Origin of the sequence: Sulfurimonas sp. hsl 1-7, from assembly GCF_030577135.1 — a bacterium.
Classification (GTDB): Bacteria; Campylobacterota; Campylobacteria; order Campylobacterales; family Sulfurimonadaceae; genus Sulfurimonas; species Sulfurimonas microaerophilus.
In genome coordinates this window covers 383,422-396,928 of sequence record NZ_JAUIRR010000001.1, presented here as the reverse complement: position 1 = coordinate 396,928, position 13,507 = coordinate 383,422, and the positions used below count along the sequence as shown (strand labels likewise).

At 35.1% G+C, this 13,507-nt stretch carries 8 protein-coding genes and 1 pseudogene; 5 read left to right on the top strand and 4 right to left on the bottom strand.

Annotation, left to right across the window (positions count from 1 at the left end; translation table 11 throughout):
• Positions 1–59 precede the first annotated feature (59 nt).
• Both QWY88_RS11640 and QWY88_RS11635 read right to left on the bottom strand, forming a co-directional pair.
• Positions 60–491, bottom strand: coding sequence for a CZB domain-containing protein (locus tag QWY88_RS11640; protein ID WP_369811209.1), 432 nt, complete (start codon positions 489–491; stop codon positions 60–62).
• Positions 492–1,031 (bottom strand): annotated as a pseudogene (locus QWY88_RS11635) (methyl-accepting chemotaxis protein); the annotation flags it as partial.
• Between the two features lie 365 nt (positions 1,032–1,396).
• Here QWY88_RS11635 and QWY88_RS01905 point away from each other — a divergent pair.
• The 5 genes from QWY88_RS01905 (at position 1,397) to QWY88_RS01885 (ending at position 10,453) form a co-directional block, all read left to right on the top strand.
• Positions 1,397–2,356, top strand: coding sequence for an ATP-binding cassette domain-containing protein (locus tag QWY88_RS01905; protein ID WP_304543481.1), 960 nt, complete (start codon positions 1,397–1,399; stop codon positions 2,354–2,356).
• Positions 2,349–3,626: an HlyD family secretion protein gene (locus QWY88_RS01900; RefSeq protein ID WP_304543479.1), complete on the top strand. Its 1,278-nt coding sequence runs from the start codon at positions 2,349–2,351 to the stop codon at positions 3,624–3,626. The genes QWY88_RS01905 and QWY88_RS01900 overlap by 8 nt, the downstream gene beginning before the upstream one ends.
• Positions 3,626–4,984, top strand: a complete 1,359-nt coding sequence (locus QWY88_RS01895; RefSeq protein WP_304543477.1) for a TolC family protein — start codon at positions 3,626–3,628, stop codon at positions 4,982–4,984. Before QWY88_RS01900 ends, QWY88_RS01895 begins: the two co-directional genes overlap by 1 nt.
• Before the next feature lie 95 nt (positions 4,985–5,079).
• The gene (locus QWY88_RS01890) at positions 5,080–9,219 is read left to right on the top strand and encodes a PAS domain-containing protein (RefSeq protein ID WP_304543475.1); all 4,140 of its coding nucleotides are present in this window, start codon (positions 5,080–5,082) and stop codon (positions 9,217–9,219) included.
• Positions 9,212–10,453: a diguanylate cyclase gene (locus tag QWY88_RS01885; RefSeq protein WP_304543473.1), complete on the top strand. Its 1,242-nt coding sequence runs from the start codon at positions 9,212–9,214 to the stop codon at positions 10,451–10,453. The genes QWY88_RS01890 and QWY88_RS01885 overlap by 8 nt, the downstream gene beginning before the upstream one ends.
• On the opposite strand, the gene QWY88_RS01880 is transcribed toward QWY88_RS01885, so the two are convergent.
• Together QWY88_RS01880 and QWY88_RS01875 are read right to left on the bottom strand one after the other, a co-directional pair.
• Positions 10,445–12,256 carry an HD domain-containing phosphohydrolase gene (locus QWY88_RS01880; protein ID WP_304543471.1) on the bottom strand — a complete coding sequence of 604 codons (1,812 nt, stop codon included), beginning with the start codon at positions 12,254–12,256 and terminating at the stop codon, positions 10,445–10,447. The genes QWY88_RS01885 and QWY88_RS01880 overlap by 9 nt on opposite strands.
• A complete protein-coding gene (locus QWY88_RS01875) occupies positions 12,253–13,506 on the bottom strand; it encodes a diguanylate cyclase (protein ID WP_304543469.1) in 1,254 nt (417 codons plus the stop codon). Before QWY88_RS01875 ends, QWY88_RS01880 begins: the two co-directional genes overlap by 4 nt.
• Between the last annotated feature and the right edge of the window lies 1 nt (position 13,507).

Sequence of the window (13,507 nt, the reverse complement as noted above, 5' to 3'; positions counted from 1 at the left end):
ATACCTTTCTTCTCTACTTGATATGTGCCTATTATCCTAAGTATTTGTTTAAAAAGTGATTAAAGGGTATGTCTTATACTTTTTTCCTCTTTTAGAAGCTTTGTTAAGAGTTCTATAACCTTTTTACTTGCCTCTTCAGCTTGATTAAAATATGTCATTACATTTTGCGATTCTTGCGTACAAGTTCCTTTTTCTACACACTCAACAGCTTTTTTAATACTATCGTGTACCTCTTTATGCGGCTCTGCCATTTGTGCATAACTCGGGCACTTACTGAATTTTTCAAATCCGATACCGTTGTCATACCATTTTCCAAGTCTACACTCTTTTTCACTTGCAAAATCTGTATGAACCTCTTGTCTAAATACCGTTTTATAACCGTTTGCTTTAAACAGAAGATGATCGAGTTTACTAAGGATTGTAAAGATGGCATATGTAACATCAGTTGTTTCTTGTTCTATCACCGTTGCATTCTCTTTTAGGTGCACCATTTTTTGCTGAAAAAGGTTCATCTGATCATTTGACTGGTGTGATAACGTCTCCATAGCACGAGAGTGTTCATGTACCTCTTGAGTGTTTTGTTTAAGTCCCTGAACGGTAATTTCTACTTCTGAAGTTGCTTTTTGCGTACGCTCAGCCAGTTTTCTTACTTCATCGGCAACCACGGCAAAACCACGACCGTGTTCACCGGCACGAGCAGCTTCAATAGCAGCATTAAGTGCTAAGAGATTTGTTTGATCGGAAATATCTTTAATTAGGTTAATAACATCTGTAATATTTTCAACACTATTGTTAAGTGTCTCAACTTGTGTATAGGTATGTGTAATATGTTCAAGCAAAGTATGTAAAATCTCAACAAGCTTGTCGATTTCAGTAGAACACTCTGAAGTAAAATCCAAACTTTCTTGATTTTTCACCGTGATATCTTCGAGTGCCGATACATTGTCTGTCAAGTCATTTTGCAGATAATGAAGATCTCTGTTACACCCTTCAGTCAGATTACCCGTCAATGACTTTATCAACTCATTCATTATTTTGTCTGTTTCGGAGTTATTCGCTTTATATTTTAACTCCTCTATCTGAGTCTCTGACTTTTTCAAGGCTAACTCTAATTCTTTAATTCGATTCTCTTTTTTGGCCAACTCTAATTCAAGCTCTTTACTGTTTCCAAATAACATTTATCAATACACTCCGTAAAAATTTTCGCTTGAATGGTATCACATTTTTATTTTATTTTTATTAAAAATAATTATTATTAACAAATATACACTCTGTATTTATGCTACAATTTTTAAAGTTCATTTTATTTTTAAAAAATCATAATAGTTCCATTTGTTTAAATGATATTTTCTATTTGACAATATAATAATAAACTTTTTTAAAGGTTGTATACTAAATGAGTATAGAAAAAAAAATTTTCAAAAATATTGCCGAAATAGTTACCCAAGATAAAAAAAATATATTTTATCTTTTATACTATTCTGCTATTGAAGCAATTTTGGTTTTATCAATTCCCCTTGCATCCGTGTTTATCATCAACAGCGTGTTAGCACATAGTTCTATTTCCGTATTTATACTAGGTTTGATCGTAATTGTAATTTTTATACTTACAACGATGTTACAAATCATGAAAGAGTACATCATTGAAAAGTTTCAACAAAAAATCTTTGTCAGCAGCGGTATAAAGATATCTACAATGGCTACTGCTTTGCAAAAAGCGGCGCTGGAGACAAAGCACTCTATGGATAAACTGATGAACTACTTTTTTGACATCACTTCAATCCAAAAGGTTTTCCCGGTTTTACTCCTTGACGGAACAGGTCTTATTATTAAAGTAATAGTAAGTTTACTGCTACTTCTTGCTTTTAATCCCTACCTTTTTAGTGCAGGATTTTTTTTATTTTTTCTATTTTTTGTGCTGATTATTCTGCTTGGACGTAACGGGATTAACTATGCTATTGCCCGTTCAGATGCAAAACACTCTTCGATCTACTATCTTCAGCATATTCCATACAAAGAGGGAACTCCAAAAGAGGTTCTAGAAGAGTTTGACGGCTATCTTAGTGATTTTGTAGATTCAAGAATCAATATGTTTAGAGTGATTATCAGACAACTTACACTCACATTTATTATGGAGGGAATCGTATTTAGCAGTTTCCTGATTCTAGGTGGTTATCTGGTAATCAACGGTCATTTACCCCTTGGTGAATTTGTAGCGGCTGAAATTATTGTAGTCTCTATTACAAATGCCCTCAAAGGATTTGTAAAACAGATAGACTATATTTACGACATCGTTGAAGGTCTCTACAAAGTAGACAAACTATCTTTATCGTTAAGTGAGCAGCAAAATGGATAAGTATCAGTTTAACGTTGTCAATAAAGTTGAACTCAGCCCTGTTGTTAAAAAGATATGGATATTTAGTTTTACTATAGTACTCATCCTTTTTTCTATGCTCTTTTTACCTTGGCAACAAACGGTAAAAGGCAAAGGGAGCATAATCGCCCTAGACCCAACACAAAGAGATTACTCGATCTTAGCACCTGTTGACGGTTTTGTAGAGAAGTTTTATGTTGGGGAGAATCAGTTTGTAAAAAAAGGTGAGTCCCTTTTTAAGATGGTGGATCTCGATACAAACTATCTACATAAACTTGAACAGATTGAACAAAATTTAGAGCATCAGATAGAAAACACAACATTTGAGATCAAAAACCTTGAAAAACAACACCATCAAACCCAAAACTACCTTGAGCATGGTTTAGAGGTTTATGAAGAGAAGGTAAAACAGGTTCAAAACAAGATAAAGAGCTTGGAGTTTAAAAAAGTATCTCTGGAAAAAAACCATGAGATCGAAAAAGCAAACTATGAGAGAATTAAAACTCTTTATAATGAGGGGATAGAGTCTAAACGTACTTTTGAAAAGGTTGAAAACAGCTATATAAAAGCAAATGCAGAGTTCAAAAAAATCGATCTCGATATTGAGATTGAGAAAAAAAATATGGGTATATTAGAAAAAGAGAAAGCAAAATTTCTCAGTCAAACAACTAATAAGCTCCATACAATTGAGAACACGACGTTAACGGTAAAAAGTAAGCTCAAAAATCTCAACCAACAGCTTAGTACACAATCGATTGCCATAGAACGTTATAAAAATGCAGAAGTAATCGCACAAAAAGACGGCTATGTTGTAAGAGTATTTAAAAATGACAAAAACAGATATCTTAAAAAAGGGGAAGAGATTCTACACTTCTCTCCGAGCGTGACACAAAAAGCACTCCGGTTAAAAGTATCTGACTTTAATATGCCTTTGATCAAAGAGGGTCTGCCTGTCCGAATTATGTTCTACGGTTGGCCTGCACTGCAGATCAGCGGATGGCCGAAGATACAGTTTGGTTCATTTAGCGGAATTGTCAAAAAAGTTGAGCATATCTCTCACGAACAAGGGTACTACTACGCATATGTAGTTGAAGATCCAAAAGAGCCTTGGCCAAAAGGTGATGAGCTGCGCATCGGAACACAAGCAAGTGCATGGGTGAGACTCTCAACAGTGCCTATTTGGTATCAGTTATGGCGTTTAATGAATGCCCTGCCGCCACAGATGGTGCACCCGGATAGAGAGAAGTACTAATGAGAAGATTACTACTTTTTTTAGTCGCTATCTCTTTTTTAGATGCAAAAGAGCTCTTTAAATCTACGACTATTACACAATATCTCAACGAGACAAACCCTTTTGTCTACCCGCTCTTAAACCAGGAGTATGTAGCAAAAGAGAGAGTGAACTATCACCAAAGTGCGTTCGATACGACACTAAGTGCAAAGTACGATCATAAAGAATACCCTGCAAGTACCGGAGAGTACTATGATATTGCGGTAAAAAAACCGATCGAGAATGGGATGGAGTTTATAGCTACATACAGAAAAGCAGAAGGGACTCAAGAGTATAACAATATCAAAACAGGTGATGAGGGTGAGGTTTTAGTTGGTGTTAAAATGCCGATAAACGCCCTGCTCCAAGGCACCAATACAAAAAAGACAAACTTGGATCTGGCACTGATTGAGAGTTCAAGGACAGAATATAGTTCAAACAATAATCTACGCCTCTTTTACCTCAAAGTTTTAAATAACTACCATCGTGTACTTTACAATAAACTTCTTGTTAAGTATGAAAAAGAGCTTTTACAAAAAGCACAAAAACGAAAAAGCTTTATAGAGCAGAAGATAGATTCCGGTTTATTTCCAAAGATAGCTCTGATCGAAGCGGAGCAACAGCTTATAAATAGAAAACAGAGGTATCTGGCAATTGGTACAGAGTATGAGAACAGTTTTGAAAACTTTGTAAAATATCTCAATATCTCAAAAGAAACATTTTTGCAAAAATACGATTTTGTTGATGTTCTAAAAACACCTGTTGAAAATATATTGCTGAGTAATGCGATCAATGAGGCTAAACAGAACAGACCCGATCTAAAAATGTTGGAGTATGAGAAAGAGAAACTGTTTTTAGAAAAAAAGAATGCCAATCTGCTGCAATACCCGGAGGTTAATGTCGCTTTGTACGGTGTACATGATTTTAAATACGACAACGGTTTTAAACTCTCTTTCGATCTTGCTTTTCCTATCGAGCGAAACAGATACAAAGCGCAACTGGGAACTATTGGAAAATCTTTAACAAACATAGAAAAGCTCCAACAACAAAAAGAGCGTGAAATTAAAACTTCTTTAACAAATATTATCAACTCTTTAAATCTGCTCAAACAAAATATAGACAATGCACAAACAGAACTTACTCTCGCTACACAGCTTGAAAATGCGGAAAATAAAAAATATCTTGTAGGCAGCAGCAACCTTTTTGTTCTCAATCAAAGGGAGATACAGACTCTTGAGATAAAGAAAAAAGTTTTACAATACAAACTCAACTATCTTCTATTAAAAGAGGAATTAAATGCACAAGTGGGAAAATTTGCTACATTAAATCCTACTCTGTGATAAATCCTCCAAAACACTTCCACAGAATATAACATTTATAAAAACACTGAGTATAATAAATAGTATATAAAAAGTGATAAAAGAGAAATATAATCATGGATAACCAAAACACCCCTCCTAATTTTTCAGAAGCAACAAAAAAAATGATTCAGTTTATGGAGGCTAACGGTGATACTTACTGGGAGTTTTATCCGACAACGCAAAAACTTTACATCTCTGACCAGATATATAAAATTCTCGGATATAAGCCGAATGAAATTCTACTTGATCTTACTTTATGGAAAAAAATCGTCCATCCGCAAGATTTTGAAAAAGCCTCGAAACAATTTGTCTCTATGCTTGAGGGGAAAATACCACACTATCATTCCGAGATAAGAGTCCAGCGTAAAGACGGTACATATGCCTGGTTACTCGATCGCGGACAAATTGCTCAAACAGATAAAGATGGCAATGTTACCTTAGTGACGGGTACACATATCGATATTACCGAAAGGTACACACTGGAGCAAACCGTTATGCGCTCAAATGATCTAACGGAGACAACCCTTAACCGCCTGCAAAATGTACTATCCGTTACAAAAGACGGTTACTGGGAGTGGAACTTACAAACAAATGAAGTTTATTTCAGTCCCTCTTGGAAAGCGATGCTTGGCTATGAAGATGATGAGATTGACAACAACTTCAGTGTATGGGAAGAACTTTTACACCCTGATGATAGTTTTGCTAAAGAAGAGGCACAGAAGCTGGCTCGAAATGCTACGACAGACTTTAAGATAGAGTTTCGTTTACGATGTAAAGACGGTAGTTACAAATGGATCCTTTCACGTGCTAAAATGATTACAAAAGATGAATACGGCCGTCCTTTACTTATTGCCGGAACACATGTTGATATAGATGATGATAAAAAACTGCAAGGTAAACTCCAACAACTCAATAAACGTTTTAACAATATGTTCCAAAACCATGACGCTGTTATGCTCCTTATCGATCCAACAAACGGAGCGATTATAGATGCAAATAAAAGTGCAGAAAGTTTTTACGGATATAAACATGATGAACTCTGCAGTATGAGCATAGGACAAATAAATACTTTAAGTGATGATCATATAAAGCGTAAACAAAACGAAGCTTATAATAATGATGAAAACTTTTTCATATTTGAGCATCAACTAAAATCAGGTGAGATTCGGACTGTAGAGGTTCACTCTTCCCCTATTAAAACAGACATAGGTGAACTGCTCTTTTCGATCATTATAGATATCACTCAAGAGAAAGAAAACAAGATCAAGCTAAACAAAGCCCTTGACCAACTCTCCCAAGCAAAAAAGATAGCAAAACTGGGTATATGGGAATACAATATCGCTAAAAACGAGTTGACATGGTCTGATGAGATATATGATATCTTTGAATTAGACAAAGAGAAGTTTCAACCCTCTTACGAAGCCTTTTTAGAAATTATCCATCCAGATGACAGAGAGCGGGTAAACAATGCATACATCCAATCTTTAGAGAATAAAAAAGGTTATAAAATTGAACACCGCCTTTTACTTAGTGATGGAAAAGTCAAATACGTTCAAGAACAATGTGATACCGAGTATGATACATTAGGCAACCCTGTACGTTCTCTTGGAACTGTATATGACATCTCATACATTCAAGAGTTAACAAACAAGATTAATCAAGAAAGAAACCGTTATAAAAGTCTTATGGATTTAGCATCCGACGGGATTTTCATTCTTGATGTTGAGACGGGAAAACTGTTACAGTATAGTGAGGTCAGCAAAAAACTACTTGGGTATAGTGATGAAGAGATGCAAAACTTAACTGTCTTTGATTGGGATAAAGACTTTACTATGGAACAATTTCAAGAGATAGTTAAACAACTTAGTACAACACCTATCAACATTGAAAGAACACATACACGAAAAGACGGTTTTACTTATCTCGCATCTATTTCTGCGGTAAAGATCCATATTGATAACCAAGATTATATCTATGCATCCGCAAGAAATATTACACAAGAGAAGAGACTACAACAACAACAAGAGGAATTACTTGCAGAACAGAACTCTTTACTTTCACTTTTTGACAAAGGGGACTCTGTTCTTTTTAAATGGGAAAACGATAAATCGTGGAGTATCGTATATGCTTCAGAAAATGTTAAACGACTCCTTGGATACGATAAAGAGAACTTCTTGGCCAACGATATTATTTATGCAGAATGTATCCATAAAGAGGATATACAAAGAGTAACTGATGAAGTAAAAGAAGCTGTCGAAAAAAACCTTGATTTCTTTAGGCACCAACCTTACCGTATCATTACAAAGTCAGGAGAGATCCGCTGGGTACTTGACTATACTGTTACACAAAAAGACAAAGAGGGAAATATAACTCACTTTATCGGCTATATTACAGATGTAACAGAACAAAAAGAGGGTGAGATAGCACTCCTGCAAGCAAAACAAACTGCAGATAAAGCCAATCAGGCAAAATCGGAATTTTTAGCAAATATGTCTCACGAGATCCGTACGCCGCTTAATGGTATCATCGGACTTACTGATGTTGTGCTAAATTCAGATCTAAATCATACGCAACGGGATTATCTCAATAAAGTGCACTCTTCATCTCATGCACTCTTACATGTTATTAATGATATTTTGGACTACTCAAAAATAGAAGCGGGTAAAGTAGATATATTACCGGTTGATTTCCAACTAAATACACTGCTCAAAACTATTAGCGATCTTTTCAGTTTACAGATACATGAAAAAGGTTTAAATTTTATAGTTAATATAGATGAAGATATTCCAAATCATCTTATCGGTGACTCACTAAGACTTACACAAGTACTAAATAACTTAATCGGTAATGCAATAAAGTTTACGCCTAAAGGTTTTATACGTTTAGATATTAAAAATCTCAACAAAACAGATAGCGATATTACCCTTGAGTTTATCATCCAAGATAGCGGTATAGGGATCCCTGAAGAGCACCAATCAAAACTTTTTAAAGCATTTGAGCAAGGGGATAGTTCTACTACAAGAAAATATGGAGGTACTGGACTAGGACTTAAGATCTGTAAAAGATTAGTATCACTCATGGGCGGAGATATATGGGTAGAAAGCCATGAGAATGAAGGAAGTAGTTTTTACTTTATCATCACTTTTAAATATCATGAAGAGCTAGATCAAGAGAATACTGTTCATGATATAAAAACTGCTGCTCAACAACAAAAAGATCTTAACAATCTTCAGTTAAAACTCAATACTCCAAAAAACGCTTTACTTGTAGAGGACAATCAAGTAAACCAGCTTGTTGCTTCTATCTACCTACAAGCGTACGGCTTTGACGTTACTATAGCCAATAACGGTGCAGAAGCTGTTGAAATGGCAAAAGCAAATCACTATGATATTATCTTTATGGATTTACAGATGCCTGTTATGGATGGGTTTAATGCTACTAAAAAGATACGAACATTTGATTTTATTACACCGATTATTGCCCTAAGTGCTGCTGTTTTAGAAAAAGACAAAGAGTTAACACTTACATCCGGTATGAATGGACACCTTGCAAAACCGATAGATAAAACAGCACTTGACAATATAGTTAAACTCTATTTTTCGGTAAATACGAAAGCACCGGAGGAGATTCAAGAGGAACCGGCACTGCAACTTGAGGGGATCAATATTGAGAAACTCCAACAAACGCTTACAATAGATACGTCAACTCTTTATTCTCTCTACCAAAATTTTTATAACTCCTATGAAAATACGCCTACAATCATTGAGAAGCTTTATAAAAATGACCTTACTGAGTTCTATGCTTTGATACATAAAATCAAAGGAGCAAGTGGAAATCTTCATATAGATACACTCTATCAACAAGCTGTAGATATTGAAGAAGCAGGAGTGACTTCCGAACGTGTATCAACATACATCGATACGCTCCAAAATGTTTTATATGAGATAAAAACAAAGATCATACCTCTTGTAACTACTACAGATAGAGAAAAATTAACTCAAAATGAGGTGCTAGAGCTGATCAATAAAATCACAAAACAGATTGAAAAGATGCAATATATAGATCAAAAAGAGATTACGACTTTATTAAATACGTTACAATTCTATCTTTCAGAAAACAAAACCGAACATATTAAAAAACTTTTTGAGACATTTAACGAAGAAGAGTTACAGACAGCTTTACCGGAAATAGCAAAGGAGATCTCAAATGGATAATAAACCCATTGTTCTTGTTGTAGATGATGAACAAACAAATGTGGATATTGTTTCAAATATTTTAACCGACAGATATGATCTCCGTGTTGCACATAACGGTACAAAAGCACTGATGGCAGTCGAAAAGTTTGATATAGACCTTATACTCCTAGATATTCAAATGCCCGGTATAAATGGTTTTGAAGTAGCAAAGAAGATTCGTGAACAAAAAAAATACGATCACATCCCTATTATATTTCTTACCTCTCAAAAAAATGAGGACTCCATCGTTACAGGATTTGATGTAGGGGGAAATGATTATATTACTAAACCTTTTAATCCCAAAGAGCTTATAGCAAGGGTACAGACCCACCTTCATGTACACCAGTTACAAAAATTTCTAGAGATGATGCTCAATATGCAATCTACTATTATTGTGCTTAGTGACGGCGAGGATCTCACATTCATTAATAAAACCGGCTTAGATTTTTTTAATTTTGGAGACAGTGATCAATTTTTTAAACATTTTTCATGCATCTGTGATACTTTTGTCAATATTAAAGGGGTCTTTTATCCAGGTCCTGATGAAAATTCAAAATGGATAGAAGATATTCAAAAACTTCCTCAAAAAGAGAGAAATGTAGCGATTCGTTCTAAAGATGACAAACTAACTATATTCCAAGTATCTGTACAATCAATAGCAGCTTCGAAAATGTTTATCATCGATTTTAATGACATAACAGAATCTATTGAGCAGCAGCGACTTCTTGAAGAACAAGTAACGCATGACCCTTTAACGGGAACATATAATCGTACCTATTTTCATCAAAATATCGATAAATTTACAAAAAACAATCGCCATAATGATATGCTCAAAGCAGTCGCTTTTTTAGACATTGATTACTTTAAAAAAGTGAACGATACTTATGGACATGATGTAGGGGATGTTATTTTACAAGAGTTTGTTAAAGTTATCCAAAACTCTATAAGAGAGAGCGATACACTCATACGTTGGGGTGGAGAAGAGTTTATTTTAATTATCTCCTTACAGGAGAGCTCACTTATCACTACAGTACTTGAAAAACTAAGAAATGCCATTAAAAACTACAGTTTTACAACTGCCGGGCAAATTACATGTAGTATAGGGGCAACATTACTGCAAGATGATGAAAATATTTATACAGCTATTAAACGTGCAGATACTGCTTTATATCAATCTAAAAGTGATGGAAGAAACAAGATAACGTTACTGTAATTCTAAAAGCAGTTTAGAATAGTCTCTATCCTCTTTTTCAAGAGTGTATTTTGCTAAAGATATCTCAAGATAAAGAGCTTGTTTCTTCAAGTATGCACTTAAAGATAAAATCTCATTAATATCGTTCTCTTTTGATATCACCAAAAAATCATCTCCGGAGATTCTAAAAACATGTTTATGTTTAAATTTTTTTACGATTTCATTACATAGAGATTTTAAAAGCAAATTCCCCGCTTCCCAACCATGCTCTCTATTGTATTGATTCATCTTATGTGTATTTAGTTTATAAATATAAACTTTTTGATCTACATAATCACTTTCAAGAACAACAGGAAGATACTCGGCATTATAACTCCCCGTTAACCTGTCATGGTAAAAGAATGCAAAACGTTTCTCTTCTATAGGTGTATTAGGCGTTTGATCATGATACTGCTGTATATTTATATCTTTTAAGACTCTTTGGGCAGTTTCCGCCACTTCTGGATGAAACTGTTTACCTGAGCACTGTTTGATTTCAGCTAATGCTTCTGAGACACTTTTAGACTTTTTATAGATTCTATTAGTCGTCATTGCATCAAATGCATCTGCAACCATCATTATTCTGGCAAGTGGCGGTATTGCATCTCCTGAGATCCCCATTGGGTACCCTGTCCCGTCACACCGCTCATGATGATATCTCATCACTTCGGCAATCTCTTTATAATCATCGGTTTGCATTAAAAGTTCATATCCGGTTTGCAAATGCAGTTTCATTATCTCATATTCGTCAGCCTCAAAGTGTGTAGGCTTTAACAAGATAACATCAGGAGTTGATATCTTTCCTATATCATGTAAATGGGCTGCATCTATAAGTAAGTCAATATCCTCTTTTGAGTAATCCATCCCTTTTGCTATAAGTTCACAGTAGATGGCTACACGTTTTGTATGTCCGGCAGTATAAGGATCGCGTTTATCTATGGCATCGATAAGCATCCAGAGCATCTCATTTTTAGAATCTATTATATGCTTCTGCAAGTTTTTATATTCAAGGTCTTTTGTTCGATCACGAAAGAGTGTCACTATCTTTGGTTGATGATCCGAGCCTTGTATTATAGAGGAGATGCTCATCACCGGTAGTAAAGTCCCATTTTTAGTGCGAACGATATCTTCATCTATTCTGCTTACACCGTTAATAAGTCCAACACTATGTATAGGGCATTCAGATTGCGGGACTTTATGTCCCCTTATATCGTAGGCATGTATTTTCTCATGTATAGAGAGGTTTGAAAGCTCCTCTTGTGTATACCCTAAAATATCGAGCGCTGTATCATTGATAAACTCTAAAATTCCGTTTTTGTTAGTTACATAAAGCCCATCACCTATCCCTTGAGCGATCATGTAAAACAGTTCAAGATTTTCTTCAGCCTGTCTTTTTTGTTTAAAGATTGAGAGGTAAAGATAGATGCGGTTTATAAGTAAGTTGTCATCCAAAGGTTTTGTAAGATAATCCACTGCCCCTACTTCAAACCCTTTTGCAATAAACTCTTCAGATTTAAAAACCGCTGTAATAAATACAATAGGGATATGTTGCGTTTGATGTGTACTTTTAAGAAGTTTAGCAACCTCATACCCATCCATCTCAGGCATTTGAATATCTAAGAGTATAAGGTCAATCTCTTGGCGTAACAACATTTTGAGTGCATCGTTTCCGCTAGAGGCCTTAAATACTTTAACCTCCTCTATTTTAGACAATATCAACTCATATGCATAGAGGTTATCTTCCACATCATCAATACACAGTATATTATAGAGATGCTTTTTCATAGATGTTCCACGCAATTTTTTCCACGGGATTTCGCTTGATATAAAGCTTTATCTACTTTTTCCAACAAAGTAATAGGTGTATCCCCTTTTTGATACTCGACAACTCCAAAACTACATGTAACACGTTCAAGTCCATGGGAAGTATCACCTTCAATACTTTTTCGAATCTCTTGAGCCACCGAGACAGCATCTTTAAGGTGTGTCTGCGGTAGTATAATTAAAAACTCTTCACCACCGAAACGGCATACTAAATCACTTTGTCTTAATGAGCTGATGTTTTTTGCTATAGTACGCAAAACATCATCCCCTTTTGGGTGTCCGTAGGTATCATTTACATCTTTAAAATTATCGATATCAAAAAAGAGTACCGAAAAAGTGTGTCCATACCTTTTTGCCTGAGCACATTGATGTTGTAACTCTTCATTACATCTACGGCGATTATAAAGTCCCGTAAGCGAGTCGTGTAGAACATCATGCCATAACATATCGTTCTCTTCTTGGAGCTCACTTATATCTGTAAAAGTTATTAAAACATCATTGTCATTTCCCATGCATACGGCATCTGCTTTGACCGTTATCGACTCTTCTTGTTGTTCAAACTTCAGATTCATAATGGTAGAAGCATGTTTAGATTCTCTTGTTTTTTCTATAAATTGTGACAAGGACTCTTGAGAGTCTCCGTGTTCATCAAAACAAGATGAGATATCATGATAGTGAATATTAAAACTCTCTTCAGAATCATAACCTGAACACTCAAAAAAAGGCTTATTTGCTTTAATGAGTTTATGACCGTCCGTAACAATAACCATATTGGGTTGTATTTCCATCATATATTCGATCAAACTTAACTTTTGACGAATCTCTTGCTTTTTTGTCATCAGCCGTATCTGCATCCAGATACGGGCTATTAATTCCTCTGTTCGGATAGGTTTTGATACATAATCGTTCCCACCTCTGTTAAAGGCTTCTTTGACAACCGTATCATCATCTCTTGCAGTTACATAGATTATTGGGATATGGGATAAGGAGGGCTTTTTTCTGATTAAAGATGCCATCTCAAATCCGTCGATTTCCGGCATCATAATATCGAGTAAGAGGAGATCGACTTTATGCTCTAAAAGCCATTTCAATCCTTCTTGCGCAGACTTTGCACAATGGATTTCAAACTCAGGTACTTTGTCAAGAACAGCTCTCAGGGAAATAAGATTTACCTCATCATCATCAACACATAATAAATGATACTTTTTCATC

Excerpts from the sequence above, each read along its gene's own strand:
- QWY88_RS11640 (WP_369811209.1), bottom strand. The coding sequence starts at position 491 with ATGGTGCACCTAAAAGAGAATGCAACGGTGATAGAACAAGAAACAACT.
- QWY88_RS01880 (WP_304543471.1), bottom strand. The coding sequence starts at position 12,256 with ATGAAAAAGCATCTCTATAATATACTGTGTATTGATGATGTGGAAGAT.
- QWY88_RS01875 (WP_304543469.1), bottom strand. The coding sequence starts at position 13,506 with ATGAAAAAGTATCATTTATTATGTGTTGATGATGATGAGGTAAATCTT.
- QWY88_RS01895 (WP_304543477.1), top strand. The coding sequence starts at position 3,626 with ATGAGAAGATTACTACTTTTTTTAGTCGCTATCTCTTTTTTAGATGCA.
- QWY88_RS01900 (WP_304543479.1), top strand. The coding sequence starts at position 2,349 with ATGGATAAGTATCAGTTTAACGTTGTCAATAAAGTTGAACTCAGCCCT.
- QWY88_RS01890 (WP_304543475.1), top strand. The coding sequence starts at position 5,080 with ATGGATAACCAAAACACCCCTCCTAATTTTTCAGAAGCAACAAAAAAA.
- QWY88_RS01885 (WP_304543473.1), top strand. The coding sequence starts at position 9,212 with ATGGATAATAAACCCATTGTTCTTGTTGTAGATGATGAACAAACAAAT.
- QWY88_RS01905 (WP_304543481.1), top strand. The coding sequence starts at position 1,397 with ATGAGTATAGAAAAAAAAATTTTCAAAAATATTGCCGAAATAGTTACC.